The following is a 17352-nucleotide window of genomic DNA, read 5'->3' on the forward strand; positions in this document are numbered from 1 at the left end:
GCATGCTGAAACTCATCGATTTGAAAATGACCCCGGTTTTCCAAAACTGGCGCAGCCATCTGAAGAAGGGATGCATTCTTGCCGTGCTGGGGGTTGGCTTGGCTGCTACGGCATCTGCTGCATCCGACGATGAAATTCCCTGGCGTTGCCATAGCCCACCTGGAAGCCCGCCATGCAACAACGACTATTGGCCCAATTTTCAGACTGCCGCGTCAAACCTCAAGCTGCTGTACACGCTGGAGAGCTTTAAAGCACTGGAACGGTCGCTTAAGGAGTTGATTGCATCGGGCAAGAATTTCCCCGCAGGTGAGCCCATGGCTACCGCGCCGTATATGGGGTTCCGTTTGGCAATGCCCGCACCTGGAACGTTGCCACTGGAAGAAGACCGAATCAAACGCTGGAAGTCTGCTGTTCCGAATTCTTACTTTGCAGTTTTTGCTGAAGCCCGCTACCAATACGCCAATGCGTGGAACGCGCGCGGCTCGGGAGGACCGAACTCGATATCTCCCGAGGCTTGGGAGCTCTATGACAGCAGGCTTGCTGCCGCACAAAAAATACTTGATGACGCGCCCACCGAGTTGAAAGCTACGCCGATGTGGGACATGCTGACGCTCGCCATTGCTCTTGACTCAAGATCTGCCAATGCCAATATCGCAGCGACCTTAAAGAATGCCGTCAAGCGTTGGCCGAGGGATTTTTATCTTTATAGAAATACGCTGGACAGCATGGCTCAAGCGGAGGACGGGAACTGGGAAGCCATTGATGCTTTTATCAATTACTGGAGTGAGCAGCAACGGGCTACCGAAGGAAGCTCAATGTATGCACGACTTTATATTCACCGGACTCGAGCTTTGCTGCCCGGATCAAAAATGAACTGGCCGCGAATGAAAGCAAGTTTTGAAGACCTGATTGCGCGCTACCCAGATCCGTATTTTAAAAACCTCTATCCGAGCTATGCATGCGCCAAACAAGACAAGCCCACGTTTCTGAAAGCCATGAAGCAATTGCCGAAGGAAGAATTGAACAGCAGCTATTGGCTGGCCGGAAAATCGTATGAAGCTTGCGCGAAATGGGTGGCCAGATAAGCCGAACACTTATACGACCCTGGATCTTCTGACGCAATCGCGCCGGAAGATACGGCTTGCGCACCCGGCTTAACGGCTATCACGACCCTTGCTGAGCTTGCTCTGTTGCTGAAGCTGCCGCTTGCGCTTGGCCTTGTTGAGGGACTCGGGTTCTGGGGGGCGGTTGCGCAATGCTTCGGCTTCGCGCGCCTGCAGTTTTTCTTTGCGCTTTTTGTCGCGGAAGTGCACAAACAGCCGGCCCAGCGCGAAGCTGATGGCGCAGCTGATAACCAGAAAAATGATGGCCGGTGTTTCCATAGATTTTGTAGACGGGATGTTGCGTTGACGTTGGCGTTGGGCGTTGACGTGGGTGCTAGTCGGCCAAAAACAATGTCTGCAGGTCGTTCAAAAAATCAAAGCCGCGCTCGGTGGGCTTGACGCGTATGAAGTCTCGCTCGATCAGGCCCTTGCGCTCGGCTTCTTCAAGGCCGTGCTGGATGGCGGTGATGGGCAGGCCGGTTTTTTCGGTGAAGTCTTGCAGCTTGAAGCCGTCGCGCAGGCGCAGGGCGTTGAGCATGAATTCGAACGGCAGGTCAACGCGGCTGACTTCTGTTTCTTGCGTGACGGCTTCACCGGCCAGGGCCTTTTCCATATATAGCTTGGGCTCACGGTAACGCACCTGGCGGACGACACGGTGCGCAAAGCTGAGCTTGCTGTGGGCGCCGGCGCCTATGCCGAGGTAGTCGCCAAACTGCCAGTAGTTGAGGTTGTGAAAGCAGCGGTGGCCGGGCTTGGCGTAGGCGGACACCTCATAGCGCTGCAACCCGGCGGCCTGCGTGATCTCGGTGATTTTGTCGAGCATGGCGTAGGCGGTGTCTTCCTCAGGCACCACGGGCGGAAATTTGGCGAAGTAGGTGTTGGGCTCGATGGTGAGGTGGTAAATCGAGATGTGGGGCGGCTGCAACGCCAGCGCCTGCCGCATGTCTTGCTCCAGGTTTTGCATGGTCTGGCCTGGCAGCGCGTACATGATGTCGAGGTTGAAGGTGTCGAAGGCCTGTGCGGCTTCTTCTACCGCGGCGATGGCCTGGGCGCGGTCGTGCACGCGGCCGAGGGCTTTGAGGTGCTTGTCGTCAAAGCTCTGCACGCCGACGGACAGGCGCGTGACGCCGGCGCTGCGAAAGGCCTTGAAGCGGTCTTTCTCAAAGGTGCCGGGGTTGGCTTCGAGCGTGATTTCGCAGTCGGCTTCCAGCCTGAGGCGTGCGCGGATGTCGGCGAGCAGGCGGTCTATGGCCTGGGGTGAAAACAGGCTGGGTGTGCCGCCGCCAATGAAGATGCTGTGCACCATGCGGCCCCAGATCAGGGGCAGCGCGGCCTCCAGGTCGGCCACCACGGCGTCGATGTAGCGCTGCTCTGGCATTTCACCGGCGACCTCGTGCGAATTGAAGTCGCAATAGGGGCATTTCTTGAGGCACCAGGGCAGGTGCACGTACAGCGACAGCGGCGGCAACGCGGCCAGCTGCAGCGTGCCGCTGCGCATGTAGTGCTGGATGTCTTTCATGATGGGTTCTGATCGCTGAACGAATATGGCAGGGACGAAGCCTCACATCCGTTGAAGCTCAGGCCAGTGGACACCGCGGGACCGGCTTCGCCGGACCGCAGGTGCCGCCCCTTGAGGGGGAGGCCGCGACACGAAGTGCGCGAAGCCACGGGGTGTTTCATATTCTCCAGCGCTCGCGCAGGAGTTCGATCATTTGCTGTGCGGCTTTGCCTCGGTGGCTGTTGGCGTTTTTGACTTCAACGGGCAACTGTGCAAAGGTTTTGCCGAACTCGGGGATGTACATCACGGGGTCAAAGCCGAAGCCGTTGCTGCCGACGGGCGCGGGTGCGATTTCTCCGGCCACGCGGCCTGAGGCAATCAGTGGCTCCGGGTCTTCTGCAGACCGGACCGCCACCAGGGTGCTGACCAGCGCGGCGCGGCGCTGGGCGGGCTGGGTCAGGCCGGCCATCTGCTCGAGCAAGGCCTTGACGTTGTTGTCGTCGCCCTTGGCGTAACCAAACTGCGTGGCGTAAAACGCGGTGTCCACGCCGGGCAGGCCGCCGAAAGCGTCCACGCACAAACCGGCGTCGTCGGCCAGCGCGGGCAGGCCACTGAGGCGCGACGCCTGGCGGGCTTTGGCAAGTGCGTTTTCCACAAAGGTGCGAAAGGGCTCGTCAGCCTCCGGCAGGCCCAGCTCAGCCTGGCTGACCAGCGTCAGGCCCAGGGGAAGAAGCATGGCCTTGAGCTCGGCGAGTTTGCCCTGGTTGTTCGACGCAAGTACGATCTTCATAACGAAAAAAGGCTCCAGGCCAATAGGGGTCTGCGCGAGCAGCTATTAATTTGATAGCGACTGTTTCTGCATGCCGACCAGTTCGACGATGCCTTTTTCGGCCAGAACCAGCAGCGCGTCCATTTCCTTGCGCGAGAACGCCGCACCTTCGGCAGTGCCCTGCACTTCCACATAATTGCCGGCGCCGGTCATGACGACGTTCATGTCGGTGTCGCAGGCGGAGTCTTCGGTGTATTCCAGGTCCAGCAGGGGCGTACCTTGCACGATGCCGACCGAGATCGCGGCGACGTGGTCGATGATGGGGGTTTGCTGGAGCTTGCCGCTGGCCAGCAGGGTATTGACGGCGTCCTGCGCAGCCACAAAAGCGCCGGTGATGCTGGCGGTGCGGGTGCCGCCGTCAGCCTGAATCACGTCGCAATCAAGATGGATGGTGCGCTCGCCGAGTTTCTTCAAGTCAAACACCGACCGCATTGACCGGCCGATGAGGCGCTGGATCTCTTGCGTGCGGCCGCTTTGCTTGCCTCGGGCGGCTTCGCGGTCTCCGCGGGTGTGCGTGGCGCGGGGCAGCATGCCGTATTCAGCCGTGACCCAGCCTTCGCCGCTTCCCTTTTTGTGGCCGGGCACTTTTTCTTCAACGGAGGCGGTGCACAGCACCTTGGTGCCGCCGAACTCGATCAGCACCGAGCCTTCGGCGTAGGCCGTGTAGTGGCGGGTGATGCGCACGGGGCGCAGGGCGTCGGCCGCACGCGCGCCGCTTCGTTCAAACTGACTCATGGTGGATGGCTTTCTGGCAAGGCGCCGGATTGAATGGCGGAATTGAGGGGGATGGAACTGGAATGGAGCGGGAACGGGAGAGGCAAGCGGCGCCGAAGGCGCAGCCACCGAAACGGCTAAGCCGGGGTATCAGGCTTTTCTTGCGGCTGAGCGGCGAATGGCTTCGTTGATTTCAGCGATGGAGCGTTCAATGGTCGCTTCGTCAAGGTCGTCCACCACGGTATCCAGCACGCCGGCCTGGATGGTCGAGGCGAAAACGCCGTCCATGATGCTGTCGGTAGACACCCCCCGGGTGGATTCGAAGGCGTCGGGCGTTTCCCACTCCATGGCCAGCACGGTGACGTTGTCGCTGTGTTCGCCGCCGGTACGCAAGGCATTTTCGACCAGGTCGGGGACGGCATCCGAAACCCCTTTGCCGGCCAGCTGGCGGACAATTTCCTCGTCGCTCAGGCTGCCCCAGAGACCGTCGGAGCAGAGCAGCAGTTTGTCGCCCTGCTGCAGGGTCACGGGCCCGGCAACGTCAAAAACAGGTTTTGTCGGAGAACCGAGGCAGGTGAACAGGATGTTGCGGTTGATGCGTTCGAGCTTGATGACGCCGGCGCTCTGCTGCTCCAGGTAGGAGTGGTCGCGGGTGCGTGTCAGCAGTTCGCCGTCTCGCACCACATACAGGCGTGAATCGCCGCAATGGACCCAAGTGGCTCCGGTGCCCTGCAAAATCGCCGCGACCAGCGTGGTGCGGGGCGTGTCGAGCATGCCTTTTTCGCTGGCGTAGCGAATGATCTGGTGGTGCGCCGCCATCAGCGCGGTTGAAAGAAATTCGGTGGTGTCTTCAATGACAGGGCGCGCTTCTTTCTGGTACAGCGCGGAAATGGTCTGCAGCGCAAGCTGCGCCGCCACTTCGCCTTCAGGATGGCCGCCCATGCCGTCTGCCAGCACAAACAGGCCCGACTCTCGCGTGTAGCAATAGCCCATGCGGTCTTCGTTCTTCTCGCGCCCGCCTTTTCGGCTTACCTGAAAGACTGAGAATTTCATTTGAATTTAGTCGCGTAGCCAGTGGCTTTGCGCGCTGTTTTTTTCGTGTCAGACACCATGTTGTCAAACTGAAGGCGAACCTTTTCGCTGACGGTGAGTTTGGTGTAACGACGCTCACCTTCCCTGCTCAATTCTTTTTGTAATGCAAATACCGACTGCGGCCGTGACAAGGGGTCAAGGGACATGCACCACTCTACGACCTCAATCAGGTTGTCGGAATACACGCCACGCAAACGGGACAGGGCTAGCGACAAACGGTCTTTTTCAAGGCGCTGCGGCGCATCATTGGGGGGATAGCCCTGCATGGTGGCGTAAATGCAGGCGCCGATCGCATAGATATCGGTCCACGGACCCATGGAGGAGTCCCTGCGGTACATCTCGGGGGCAGCAAAGCCCGGGGTGTACATGGGGCGGATGAAGTTGCCTTCCTTGCTCAGCACCTCTCGGGCTGCGCCGAAGTCGATCATGACGGCGCGGTTGTCGTCGGTAATGAAGATGTTGGCGGGCTTGATGTCCAGGTGGAGCATCTTGTGCTGGTGCACGATGCGCAATCCCCGAAGGATTTCGTCGAAAAGCGAACGGATGGTCGACTCGCGGAAGACCTTCTGCTTTTTCAGCTCACGGGCAGTGATGATGAAATCCTGCAGGGTTCCGCCCTCCAGGTAGTTCATGACCATGTAAACGGTCTCGTTTTCACGGAAGAAATTCAGCACACTGACCACGGAGCCGTGTGAAATCTGGGCCAGTGAACGGCCTTCTTCGAAGAAACTTTTGAGTCCCAGGCGGTACAGCGAGAGTTTTTCAGCCTGGACCTGCGGAAGCAATTCCCCCGGGGCCCGGCCAGCCAGGGACGACGGCAGGTACTCCTTGATGGCGACCTGCTGGCCCTCGTTGTCGACGGCCAAGTAAACTACGCCAAAGCCACCGGCTGAAAGCTTTCGCACAACACGATAGCCACCAATCACGGTGTCGGGCGGCAATGGTGCGGGCTTGACCTTTGACATAATTTGGGATGAGCCAGAATGACTTGGTCAGTCTGGGTCTTGTTCTCTCTCTAGTAAAGCGTATTTTTAAATGTCAGTTTACAGCATGACGGGTTATGCAGCCGTGCAATCGAGCATGGCGCAATCCGCCCCGGAAACTGAATCGGGCGCGGATGCCAGCTCCCGTCTGGGCGTCGAAATACGCTCTGTCAACAGCCGGTTTCTTGATTTGGCGTTTCGCCTGCCCGACGAATTGAGGCAGGCCGAGCCCGCATTGCGCGAATTGCTCACCGGCAAGCTCAAGCGCGGCAAGGTGGAAGTGCGGGTTTCGCTGGAAAGTACCTCGGCCAGCACCCTGCGCGCGCCATCTTCGGCAACCTTGCAACGGCTCGGGTCGCTGGAAGACAGTATCAAATCCTGGCTGCCGCAGGCACCCGCACTCAGCGTGGCAGATATTCTGCGGATCGCCACCAATGAGGACAAAAAACCACACGACTACAGCGATGAGCTGCTCAAGCTGGCCAAAAAAGCCTTGAAAGAGCTGATGGCGGCCCGCGAACGCGAAGGCGCCCGGCTGGCCGACATGCTGCTTGACCGCACGGGACAGCTGCGTGCGCTGGCAGCGCTGGCGGTGCCCATGGTGCCCAAACTGGTTGAGCAGCAGAAAACCCGCTTCCTGGAACGCTGGAAAGAAGCCATGGCGCTGTCGGACGGCGCCACGCTGCCGGAAGTTGCACAGGACCGGGCGCTGACAGAGGCCACAGCCTTTGCCATCCGCATTGACGTCGCGGAAGAAATCACCCGCCTCTCCTCGCACCTGGATGAAATTGACCGCCTTCTGGCAAACGGCGGGGAACTGGGCAAGCGCCTGGATTTCCTGATCCAGGAGCTGCACCGCGAAGCCAATACACTGGGCTCCAAATCGGCATCCCTCGAACTGACACGCATTTCCGTCGACATGAAAGTGCTGATAGAGCAGATCCGTGAGCAGGTCCAGAACGTCGAATAGCCCCGCCCCTAGCCTAAAACACCGAAATCACCGCCCAGAACGCATGGACTACCCCGGAAACCTCTTTGTTGTAGCCGCCCCCAGCGGGGCCGGCAAATCCAGCCTGGTCAAGGCCCTTCTGGAACTGGATTCACGCATCCAGCCCGCGGTGTCGCACACCACGCGCCCTCCACGCGGCCAGGAAAAGCATGGCAGGGAGTACTTTTTTCTCTCGCCCGAGGACTTTGACGGCATGGTGCTGCGCGACTCCTTCCTGGAATGGGCACATGTGCACGGCCATCGCTACGGCACCTCGCGGCAGACCATTGAAGAGCGAATAGCCACCGGCGCCGACGTGATTCTGGAAATAGACTTTCAGGGGGCGATCAACATCAAACGGATTTTTTCCAATGCGGTGCTGATTTTCATACTCCCGCCAAGCTGGGAAGAGCTGCGCTCGCGCCTGCAGCGGCGTGGCGAAGACAGTGCCGAAGTCATCGAATTGCGGCTCAAAAACGCGGCCACCGAGATGGCCCAGGCCCGGGAATTCGACTTCGTTATAATTAACGAGTTATTTGAGCGGGCAGTTTTCGACCTGAAAACCATTGTGCATGCCCAAAGGCTCAAGTTTTCGGCCCAGCGGCGAGCCCGCGCCGAAACCTTCCAGGCCCTTCAAATTCCCTGATTTCACCCGCTTTCCCCGTTATCGATCACACCGGAGATCACCATGGCCCGCATTACCGTTGAAGACTGCCTCGAAAAAATCCCGAACCGCTTCCAGCTGGTGTTGGCTGCCACCTATCGTGCACGCATGCTCAGCCAGGGGCACGCCGCCAAGATTGAAAGCAAGAACAAGCCTGGCGTTACCGCTCTGCGCGAGATCGCAGAAGGCAAGATTGGCCTCGAAATGCTGAAAAAAGTGCCATCCTGAGTCAAATCTGGCACCGCAAAAAAGCACCGCAATGCGGTGCTTTTTTCATTTATGGCCTCATAAAGTCCATTTTTTTCATGATTTATTCATGCCGCGATACATTTAAGGCATGAGCGCCATGCTTTCGCCTGTTGTTTCCAGCAAGTCGACCCCCGCCGCCGCCAACGCAGCAGCGGCAAGCTTTGCTGCGCTCACGGCGAAACTCGACTACATGAGCGCTGCCGACATTGACAATGTCCGCCGCGCCTATCGCTTTGCAGATGAGGCCCACTTGGGCCAGCTGCGCAACAGCGGCGAACCCTATATCACCCACCCTATCGCCGTCGCGCAACAATGCGCCGAGTGGAAGCTGGATGCACAGGCGCTCATGGCCGCCCTGCTGCATGACGCCATTGAAGACTGCGGCGTCACCAAGCCCGAGCTGATCGAGCGTTTCGGCGCGCCGGTGGCTGAACTGGTGGACGGGCTGACCAAACTCGAAAAGCTGGAATTCAACACCCGGGAAGAAAACCAGGCGGAGTCTTTCCGCAAGATGCTGCTGGCCATGGCACGCGACGTGCGGGTCATCCTGATCAAGCTGGCTGACCGGACGCATAACATGCGCACGCTGGGCGATGTCCCGCGCGCCAAATGGACCCGGATCTCGCGCGAAACCCTGGACATTTACGCGCCCATCGCCCACCGCCTGGGCCTGAACACGACCTACCGGGAATTGCAGGACCTTTCCTTCCAGCACCTGCACCCCTGGCGCTACGCCACCTTGACCAAGGCGTTGCAGAAGGCCCGCGGCCGCCGACGCGACGTGATCAAGCGGGTGCAGGGAGAGGTCGAATCGGCCTTTACCGGCGCCCATGTGCCGGTGGTGATCTCGGGACGAGAAAAGACGCTGTACTCCATCTACCGCAAGATGGATGAAAAGCACCTTTCGTTTGCCCAGGTGACCGATCTCTATGGGTTTCGGGTGATCGTGAAAGACCTGACGGCCTGCTACACGGCCATGGGGGTGTTGCACCAGCTCTACAAACCCCTGCCCGGAAAGTTCAAGGACTACATCGCAATCCCGAAGATCAACGGTTACCAGTCACTGCACACCACACTGGTTGGCCCCTTCGGTACCAACATCGAGTTCCAGATGCGCACCGAAGCCATGCATGTGGTGGCGGAATCCGGGGTCGCAGCGCACTGGCTTTACAAGGCCACCGACCCGGATGGCGACGCTTCGCAGCGGCTGGGGACACAGTGGCTGCAATCGCTGCTCGACATCCAGCAGGAAACACGCGATGCTGCCGAGTTCTGGGACCACGTCAAGATTGACCTGTTTCCTGAGGCGGTCTATGTGTTCACGCCGAAAAGCCAGATCATGGCCATGCCGCGTGGCGCGACCATCGTGGACTTTGCTTACGCCATTCACAGTGACGTGGGGCACCGCGCCGTGGCGGCCAAAGTCAACGGCGAGCAGGTGCCGCTTCGGTCCGAGTTGCATAACGGCGACGTGATCGAAATCATCACGGCTTCGGTCTCCAGCCCCAACCCCGGCTGGCTGGGATTCGTACGCACGGGGAAAGCCCGCTCCAAAATACGCCACCATCTGAAAACCATGGCGCTTTCCGAGTCGCAGGACCTGGGCGAGAAAATGCTCGCACAGGCGTTGCGTGCAGAGGGTATCGAACGCGAACGTCTCCCCGACGACGATGAGGCCCACCACGCCACCTGGGAAAAGATCCTGCGTTTTACCGGCAACCGGTCACGTGCCGATCTGCTAACCGACATCGGGCTGGGCAAACGGATCGCCAGCATGGTGGCCAAGCGCATCGTCACCCTGCTTGCCGAAACCGGTGAAAAACCCAATGCCCTGCTCATGAGCCGTGAGCGCTACACCGCCCATGAGTCTGTGTCGCAAGGCGCGCTGGTGATCGATGGGAGTGAAGGCGCCTCCGTACAGTTTGCCCCCTGTTGCCGCCCGATTCCTGGCGACGGCATCGTGGGCTACCTGGGCCGCGGTGAAGGTCTGGTGATACATACTGATGACTGCGCTGTCGCCAAGCGACTGCAGCACCGTGACAGCGAGCGTTTTATCGCCGTGGACTGGTCCGACGAGCCTGTGCGGACGTTTGAAACAAACCTCCTGGTCACCGTCTCCAATGGGAAAGGGGTCCTGGCGCGAGTGGCGGCTGCATTGGCCAGTGCCGAGGCGGACATTACCCATGTCGACATGGGCCAAGAGCCTTCGCATGACGCCACGGACCTGCGCTTCGGCGTGGCCGTGCGCGACCGCATCCACCTGGCTTCCGCCTTGCGCAGCGTGAAACGCACACCTTCCGTACTGCGGGTGCAACGCGCCAAATCGTCCGGCTAATCAGCTGTCGATTTGTCCGGTGCGGGATAGTCCACTTTCAGTACCTCGAGCGTCTGTACACCCTGCGGAGTCACGAGACTTACTTCATCGCCAACACGCGATTTGAGCAGCGCTCGGGCAACAGGTGATATCCAGCTGATCTGTCCTTGGGCGCTGTTGGCTTCGTCAATGCCGAGAATGGTCACGACTCGCTCGACTCCTTCGCCATCGGCATAGGCAACTGTCGCGCCGAAAAAAACCTGGTCGCTACCGCGGTGCACCGACGGGTTGCTGATTTCCGCAATTTCCAGTCTTTGCGTCAAAAACCGGATTCGCCGGTCGATTTCCCGCAGCCGCTTTTTACCGTAGTGGTAGTCGCCATTTTCGGAGCGGTCCCCATTGCTGGCAGCCCAATGAACGATTTCCACCATTTTGGGACGTTCGCTGTCGATCAGGTCCAGAAGTTCGCTGCGCAGATGCTCATAGCCCTGCGGCGTGATGTAGTTTTTGCCACCTGCAGGCAGGGGTGCGAGCGTCGGCTCGTCATCCTCCGGCTCGGTTTCTTTGGTAAAGGCTTTGTTCATGCTCCGGCCACCATAGCATTCATGGCTGCCGGCCGTGAATGTCTCTAGAAATCTTCCATTTTCAGCACGAGGGGATTTTCAGGCGTGTAGCTCACGCCCGCCACAACCAGATCAGCGGCCCGGGCGTGAATCATTTCAGCATCCTGTTCATACGCTTTTTTCAGGGAATCCGGCCCAGGCACGGCGCCGAAGAACTCCTCCATCGCCTCGCGCGAAATCCTGACGGGAATGGTGCTGCCCGCGTACGACAAGCCAAAACTGAGCCACTCGCCGTGGTCCTCGACATTCAGTGATCCCATGTTTCTCCTCCGGAATTAGGCTTCCAGAATAGCGGAGCTCTTGTTGGACGTACAGCCCGTCCGGCGCCGCCCAGTCCCAGGAAAACCACTATCGCGCTGGCAACGGTATGAAAAAGGACCCTAAAGCGGCCCCCGGAAAGAAAAATAGCCTAGAGGGATGAGCCTCTAAGCTATTGAAATCACTTAAGAAAGTGGTGCGGCTGGCAGGAATTGAACCCACGACCCCTTGGTTCGTAGCCAAGTACTCTATCCAACTGAGCTACAGCCGCTAAGCCTCAAATTATAGCTTATTTAAATGGTAGGGCGTGAGTGACTTGAACACTCGACCAAAGGATTATGAGTCCTCTGCTCTAACCAACTGAGCTAACGCCCCACTCAAGGGATCGATTGTAAGGGCCTACTTGCTATGGCTGAGCGCGGTGCTCACCAGCTTGGAGGTGATGTCGACAATCTGGATCATTTTTTCGTAGGGCATACGCATGGGCCCTATCACGCCCAGGGTTCCCACTACCTGTCCGTCGACTTCATAAGGGGCCGTCACCACAGACAGCTCCTGATACGGAATGACCTGGCTTTCGCCGCCGATGTAAATCCGGACTCCCTCGGCGCGGCTCGAAACATCAAGGAGCCGCATCAGCTGCGCCTTTTGCTCGAAGAGATCAAAGAGCTTGCGCAGGTTACCCATATCGCTGGAGAAGTCGCTGACGGCCAGCAAATTGCGTTCGCCGGAAATAACCACCTCGTCGCGCGATTCGATGGCCTCCGAGCTGACCTTCACCGCCGCCTGCATCAACGTAGCGATTTCACCGCGAAGGGCTTCCACCTCGTTCTTCAGGCGCTCCCGCACCTCTTCGATCGCCATGCCGGCGTAATGTGAATTGAGGAAATTGGCCGCTTCAACCAATTGGGACTGCGTGTAGTCCGCCTCGGTGAAGATAACCCGGTTTTGCACATCGCCGTCGGGCGAGACGATGATCACAAGAAAGCGTTTTTCGGACAGGCGCAGAAACTCGATATGGCGAAATACCGACGTCCGGCGTGGCGCCATGACGACACCCACGAATTGCGACAGGCTTGACAGCATGTGCGCCGCATTACTGAGCACTTTTTGGGGTTGATCAGGTGCCAGCCGCGGCGCACCGATATGGCCCGACGACGACAAGGAGTCGCGCTGGGTAGTCAACATCGTGTCGACAAAGAGCCGGTAACCCCGCGCTGTGGGAATACGCCCTGCCGAGGTGTGCGGGCTGACAATCAGGCCAAGCTCCTCCAGGTCGCTCATCACATTGCGTATGGTGGCCGGAGACAGTTCAAGGCCGGAAGCTTTGGAGAGCGTACGCGAACCTACCGGCTGTCCATCGGCAATGTAGCGTTCAACGAGTGCTTTCAGCAGCAATCGGGCACGATCATCAAGCATGGTGCCATTCTACGAAGCTTCGGTTGCCATGTTGTGATGTAATTTGCCGATGAAGTCGCAATTTCGCCATGTCGCATTGATCGGCAAGTACCACGCACAAGGTTCCCGGTCAGCACTGGAGGAGATCGCACACTTCCTGGGCACCCAGGGTTGCGATGTGGCGATCGAGCAGGACACCGCCAGCAACACCGGACTGACCCAGTTCCCGACCCTTGACGCAGCTGGCATAGGTGCCCAGTGCGACCTCGCCCTCGTCGTGGGAGGCGACGGCACCATGCTGGGCATAGGCCGGCTGCTGGCCCAATTCGGCATCCCCCTGGTGGGTATTAACCAGGGCAGGCTGGGGTTCATCACCGATATCGCCTTTGAGGACTACCAGAACACACTCATCCCCATGTTGCGTGGCGAGTATGAAGAAGATCGACGCTGGATGATGCAGGCCGAGGTCGTGCGTGACGGCAGGTGCGTCTTCAGTGCCACCGCCATGAACGACGTCGTCGTGAACCGCGGAGCGACCGCCGGTATGGTGGAACTCCGCGTGGAAGTGGATGGCCGCTTTGTGGCGAACCAGCGCGCAGACGGCCTGATCATCGCCTCACCGACCGGCTCCACGGCCTATGCCCTTTCAGCGGGAGGGCCCTTGCTGCACCCATCGATTGCCGGCTGGGTGTTGGCGCCGATTGCACCGCATACCTTGTCCAACAGGCCCATTGTGCTGTCGGACTCGGGCGAAATTACCATTGAAATCGTCTCTGGCCGCGACGCCAGCGCCAACTTCGACATGCAGTCGCTGGCCAGTCTGTTGCATGGCGACCGCATCACTGTCAGGCGCTCCGAACACCAAATGCGTTTCCTGCATCCCAAAGGCTGGAGCTATTTCGACACACTCCGGAGAAAGCTGCACTGGAACGAAGGCGTGGCCTGACCGGCCAGGATTCAAGTATGAGCCTCAAAACCATATCGCTTCGCGACTTTGTCATCGTCCACAAGCTTGAGCTGGATTTGTCCAGCGGCTTCTCGGTGCTCACCGGTGAAACCGGTGCGGGCAAATCGATCCTGATTGACGCACTGCAGCTGGCGCTGGGCGCCCGAGCCGATGCTGGTGTGGTTCGCGAAGGCGCCGCACGCTGCGAAATCAGCGCAGAGTTTGACAGCCCCGCCGGCCTGGCCCCCTGGCTGGAACAAGCCGGCTTCGACAGCAGCGAAACCCTGCTGCTCAGGCGCACGATAGACGCGCAAGGTAAAAGCCGCGCCTGGATCAATGGCAGCGCGGCAACAGCCACCCAGCTCAAGGACATCGCCGACCAGCTGGTGGACATCCACGGCCAGCATGCGTGGCAAAGTCTGACCCGCCCCGACGCAGTACGCGGCTTGCTCGACTCCTATGCAGAAGTCTCTACCGGCGAGTTGTCACGCCTGTGGCAACAATGGCGGCTCGCCCAGAAAACATTGAATGACGCACGCGAAGCGCAAGACAGCCTGCAGCGCGAACGCGAGCGGCTGGCGTGGCAAATCGGCGAACTCGACAAGCTGGCACCCGGGACCGCCGAATGGGACGAGCTGAATGCCCAGCATGGGCGATTGTCCAACGCGCAAGCTCTGCGCGATGCCGTACAGGCCGCCGTCGACGCATTGCAGGAGTCCGACGAGAACGCCACCGCACTGCTGGGGCGAGCCATTGCATCGTTGCAAGGCCAGGAACACATCGAACCCGAGTTCAAGGGCATCCTCGAGGTGTTAAATGGCGCTCTGGCCCAGATGGAAGATGCGGTGCATTCACTCAACGGCTATGCACGGCATGCCGAGCTGGAACCCCAACGGCTGGCCGAACTCGACGAACGTCTTTCGCTGTGGGTCAGCCTGGCACGGCGCTACAAGCGCACCCCGGCCGAACTGCCCGAACTGCTGGCCTCCTGGCGGGCTGAGCTGCACAAACTCGACGAAGCCGCCGATCTGGTTCAACTGGAAAAAAACGAAAGCCAGGCAAAGTCAGCCTACCTGGACGAAGCCGGGCAGGTGTCGAAGGCGCGCAACAAAGCTGCACCCAAACTCGCCAAAGCCATTACCCAGGCCATGCAGGGCCTCGGCATGCAGGGCGGAAAATTCGACGTGGCACTCAACAAACTTGAGCAACCAGCCCAGCACGGGCTGGAGCAAGCCGAGTTCCTGGTAGCGGGCCATGCCGGCAGCACACCTCGCCCCGTGGGCAAGGTCGCCTCCGGCGGCGAGTTGTCGCGCATCGCGCTGGCCATCGCCGTCACTACCAGCCAGTTGGGGCAGGCGCAAACGCTCATATTTGATGAGGTTGATTCGGGCGTGGGGGGTGCCGTGGCCGAAACCGTCGGACGGCTGATGAAACAACTGGGTAAAGACCGGCAGGTCATGGCTGTCACCCATCTGCCGCAGGTAGCGGCCTGTGCCGACCAGCACCTTGTCGTTGCCAAGCGAGCCGAAAACGGCACCACCCTCAGTACCGTAGACCATGTGAATGGGGAACAGCGCGTGGCTGAAATCGCCCGCATGCTCGGCGGTGAGCGGCTTTCCGGCACCACGCTAGCCCACGCCAAGGAAATGCTGGGACAGTGATGGCAGCGCTGGAAATGGTTCTTATCACCGGCATGTCGGGTTCCGGAAAATCGGTTGCCCTGCATGCACTGGAAGACGCCGGTTATTACTGCGTGGACAACCTTCCACCGGAATTGCTGACGCCCTTCGTCGCACTGGAGCAGCAGCACGGCGCCCAGAAAGTTGCCATTGCCATGGACGTGCGAAGCGCAGTCTCGCTTCCCCTGGTACCCCAGCAATTGCGGCAGTTGCGCGCTTCCGGCGTGGCGGTGCAATCCCTCTTCCTGGATGCAAACACGGAAACTCTCGTGCGCCGCTTTTCCGAAACGCGCAGGCTTCACCCTCTGTCGCGCATTGACGCCTCCGACCAGCACCGGGCATTGGTAGACGCCATAGAGCTGGAGCGGGAGTTGTTGGGCGAAATGCGCGAGCAGGCCCACGTGCTCGACACCAGCATGATCCGCTCATCACAGCTACAGGGCTATGTAAAGTCGCTGATCTCCGCTCCCAGCACCCAGCTCACGCTGGTGTTCGAGTCGTTTGCCTTCAAGCGGGGCGTGCCGCTGGACGCGGATTACGTGTTTGACGTTCGCATGCTGCCCAACCCGCACTATGAGTCGGGTCTGCGCCACCTGACCGGGCTTGATGAGACCGTGGCAAGCTATCTCAAGGCCCACACGGAAGTGGACGACATGTTCCGCCATATCGAGCAGTTTCTCAGCCATTGGCTGCATGCACTGGTACGTGACCACCGGAGTTATGTGACCGTGGCCATCGGCTGCACCGGTGGCCAACACCGTTCCGTCTACCTTGTCGAGGAATTGGCCGCAGCTTTCGGCCAACAATGGCGAACGCTGAAGCGGCATCGCGAGCTCGACGCCGTTTGAGTCCAGATAAGGCTGGGCACGGCCTCATCTTCCAGTAAAGCGGGCAGGCCTAGGCGTCCCGTTCCAACAGTTTGCGTATGGGCGCGGGCAGCCCCAGTGCAGGCCATTCGGCGGGGTCGAACCACGCACCGGGCCGTTCATCCGAAACCAGAGACCTGGGCATGGTTTGCCCGGCCCGAAAACCTGCGATCCACGGCGACAGGTGCAAGTCCTTGTGTGTCAGCACGTGGACAAAACCTGGCAGTGGATCGAGCCTTTCCCGCAAGGAAGCCGGCAAATCCGCAGTCAGTGCCTCATCACTCTCGAAAACCGGCAGGCAGTAAAGCCCACCCCAGATTCCCCGGCTGGGGCGCTTTTCAAGCCAGACCGAACCATCCGGCTTCTGCGCCCACAACAGACTCAGCGACTGCGCACTGCGCTTGAGCTTTCGTGTCTTCACGGGATATTTGCCGGGATCACCGGCGGCAAAACCGCGGCACAGGTTTTGTACCGGGCATAACAGGCACTGGGGCTGGCGGCCCACGCAAATCGTGGCACCCAGATCCATCAGTCCCTGCGTATAGCGCGGCATGGTTTCGGGCAGGTCCTGCTCAGGCAGCAGCTCTGCAGCCGTGTTCCAAAGCGCCCGTTCATTGGCACTTTGAGCCAGATCGGCGGAAAAACCCAGAACCCGCGTTAGCACCCGTTTGACGTTGCCATCCAGAATCGCAACACGTTCGCCAAAACAAAACGAGGCGATGGCCGCGGCGGTTGAACGGCCTATGCCTGGCAAGGTCTGGAGCTGCTCGGCCGTCTCCGGAAATTGCCCGGCATGCAATGCCACTACATCCTGAGCGCAGCGGTGCAGATTGCGCGCACGGCTGTAATAACCCAGCCCGCTCCATAGACCCAGCACATCGTCTTCGGAAGCCGCAGCCAACTCCTTCACCGTCGGGAAGCGTGAAAGGAATCGCGCGTAATAATCCAGAACCGTTGCGACCTGAGTCTGCTGCAACATGATTTCAGACAGCCACACGCGGTAGGGATCGCGTGTGTTTTGCCAGGGAAGGCTATTGCGTCCGTGCGAAGCCTGCCAGCGCACAATTTCCCCGGAAAATCCGGGCAACTGGCATGAGGCCGTTTGCTTCACAGCAACCGATTTTCGCCCCGAAGGGGTCTTGGTGGGT

At 59.6% G+C, this 17352-nt stretch carries 18 protein-coding genes and 2 tRNA genes; 8 read left to right on the forward strand and 12 right to left on the reverse strand.

Annotated features, from left to right (window positions below; genetic code table 11):
- The first annotated feature begins 2 nt into the window (after positions 1-2).
- Positions 3-1085, forward strand: coding sequence for a hypothetical protein (locus ACXJKE_RS19085; protein ID WP_457282174.1), 1083 nt, complete (start codon positions 3-5; stop codon positions 1083-1085).
- 69 nt (positions 1086-1154) lie between these two features.
- Here the strand turns inward: ACXJKE_RS19085 and ACXJKE_RS19090 are convergent, their stop codons facing one another.
- The 6 genes from ACXJKE_RS19090 to ACXJKE_RS19115 all read right to left on the reverse strand — a co-directional run bounded on the left by ACXJKE_RS19090 (position 1155) and on the right by ACXJKE_RS19115 (position 6201).
- Positions 1155-1382, reverse strand: a complete 228-nt coding sequence (locus tag ACXJKE_RS19090) for a hypothetical protein (RefSeq protein ID WP_457282175.1) — start codon at positions 1380-1382, stop codon at positions 1155-1157.
- 55 nt (positions 1383-1437) lie between these two features.
- Positions 1438-2622 (reverse strand): radical SAM family heme chaperone HemW, encoded by a 1185-nt coding sequence (gene hemW, locus ACXJKE_RS19095; protein WP_457282176.1) that lies wholly within the window; start codon positions 2620-2622, stop codon positions 1438-1440.
- Between the two features lie 157 nt (positions 2623-2779).
- Positions 2780-3391, reverse strand: coding sequence for an RdgB/HAM1 family non-canonical purine NTP pyrophosphatase (rdgB, locus tag ACXJKE_RS19100; protein ID WP_457282177.1), 612 nt, complete (start codon positions 3389-3391; stop codon positions 2780-2782).
- Positions 3392-3436: 45 nt separating this feature from the next.
- Entirely contained in the window at positions 3437-4165 is a 729-nt protein-coding gene (gene rph, locus ACXJKE_RS19105) for a ribonuclease PH (RefSeq protein WP_457282178.1), read from the reverse strand.
- 129 nt (positions 4166-4294) lie between these two features.
- Positions 4295-5197, reverse strand: coding sequence for a PP2C family protein-serine/threonine phosphatase (locus tag ACXJKE_RS19110; RefSeq protein WP_457282179.1), 903 nt, complete (start codon positions 5195-5197; stop codon positions 4295-4297).
- Positions 5194-6201 carry a serine/threonine protein kinase gene (locus ACXJKE_RS19115; RefSeq protein WP_457282180.1) on the reverse strand — a complete coding sequence of 336 codons (1008 nt, stop codon included), beginning with the start codon at positions 6199-6201 and terminating at the stop codon, positions 5194-5196. Before ACXJKE_RS19115 ends, ACXJKE_RS19110 begins: the two co-directional genes overlap by 4 nt.
- 70 nt (positions 6202-6271) lie before the next feature.
- On the opposite strand from ACXJKE_RS19115, the gene ACXJKE_RS19120 reads away from it, so the two are divergent.
- The 4 genes from ACXJKE_RS19120 (at position 6272) to ACXJKE_RS19135 (ending at position 10455) form a co-directional block, all read left to right on the forward strand.
- Positions 6272-7189: a YicC/YloC family endoribonuclease gene (locus ACXJKE_RS19120; protein WP_457282181.1), complete on the forward strand. Its 918-nt coding sequence runs from the start codon at positions 6272-6274 to the stop codon at positions 7187-7189.
- A 43-nt stretch (positions 7190-7232) separates the two neighbouring features.
- Entirely contained in the window at positions 7233-7853 is a 621-nt protein-coding gene (gmk, locus tag ACXJKE_RS19125; RefSeq protein WP_457282182.1) for a guanylate kinase, read from the forward strand.
- Between the two features lie 42 nt (positions 7854-7895).
- Positions 7896-8099 carry a DNA-directed RNA polymerase subunit omega gene (rpoZ, locus tag ACXJKE_RS19130; protein ID WP_011482283.1) on the forward strand — a complete coding sequence of 68 codons (204 nt, stop codon included), beginning with the start codon at positions 7896-7898 and terminating at the stop codon, positions 8097-8099.
- 109 nt (positions 8100-8208) lie between these two features.
- Positions 8209-10455, forward strand: a complete 2247-nt coding sequence (locus tag ACXJKE_RS19135) for a RelA/SpoT family protein (protein WP_457282183.1) — start codon at positions 8209-8211, stop codon at positions 10453-10455.
- On the opposite strand, the gene greB is transcribed toward ACXJKE_RS19135, so the two are convergent.
- The 5 genes from greB to hrcA form a co-directional block, all read right to left on the reverse strand.
- Positions 10452-11018 (reverse strand): transcription elongation factor GreB, encoded by a 567-nt coding sequence (gene greB, locus ACXJKE_RS19140; protein ID WP_457282184.1) that lies wholly within the window; start codon positions 11016-11018, stop codon positions 10452-10454. The genes ACXJKE_RS19135 and greB overlap by 4 nt on opposite strands.
- Positions 11019-11062: 44 nt before the next feature.
- Positions 11063-11317 carry a hypothetical protein gene (locus tag ACXJKE_RS19145; protein WP_457282185.1) on the reverse strand — a complete coding sequence of 85 codons (255 nt, stop codon included), beginning with the start codon at positions 11315-11317 and terminating at the stop codon, positions 11063-11065.
- 192 nt (positions 11318-11509) lie between these two features.
- Positions 11510-11586 (reverse strand) — tRNA-Arg (locus ACXJKE_RS19150).
- A 27-nt stretch (positions 11587-11613) separates the two neighbouring features.
- Positions 11614-11690: transfer RNA gene (locus tag ACXJKE_RS19155), tRNA-Ile, on the reverse strand.
- Between the two features lie 24 nt (positions 11691-11714).
- The gene (hrcA, locus tag ACXJKE_RS19160) at positions 11715-12734 is read right to left on the reverse strand and encodes a heat-inducible transcriptional repressor HrcA (RefSeq protein ID WP_457282186.1); all 1020 of its coding nucleotides are present in this window, start codon (positions 12732-12734) and stop codon (positions 11715-11717) included.
- Positions 12735-12783: 49 nt separating this feature from the next.
- Here hrcA and ACXJKE_RS19165 point away from each other — a divergent pair, with 49 nt between their 5' ends.
- Genes ACXJKE_RS19165 through rapZ form a run of 3 tightly spaced genes read left to right on the forward strand, consistent with a single transcriptional unit; the run spans position 12784 to position 16186 of the window.
- Positions 12784-13659: an NAD kinase gene (locus ACXJKE_RS19165; RefSeq protein ID WP_457282187.1), complete on the forward strand. Its 876-nt coding sequence runs from the start codon at positions 12784-12786 to the stop codon at positions 13657-13659.
- A gap of 17 nt (positions 13660-13676) precedes the next feature.
- The gene (gene recN, locus ACXJKE_RS19170; RefSeq protein WP_457282188.1) at positions 13677-15320 is read left to right on the forward strand and encodes a DNA repair protein RecN; all 1644 of its coding nucleotides are present in this window, start codon (positions 13677-13679) and stop codon (positions 15318-15320) included.
- Entirely contained in the window at positions 15320-16186 is an 867-nt protein-coding gene (gene rapZ / locus ACXJKE_RS19175) for an RNase adapter RapZ (RefSeq protein WP_457282189.1), read from the forward strand. The genes recN and rapZ overlap by 1 nt, the downstream gene beginning before the upstream one ends.
- Positions 16187-16235: 49 nt before the next feature.
- Here rapZ and mutY read toward each other — a convergent pair whose 3' ends face one another.
- Positions 16236-17315, reverse strand: a complete 1080-nt coding sequence (gene mutY, locus ACXJKE_RS19180; protein WP_457282190.1) for an A/G-specific adenine glycosylase — start codon at positions 17313-17315, stop codon at positions 16236-16238.
- Positions 17316-17352 lie beyond the last annotated feature (37 nt).

Source organism: Polaromonas sp. P5_D5, assembly GCF_054049435.1.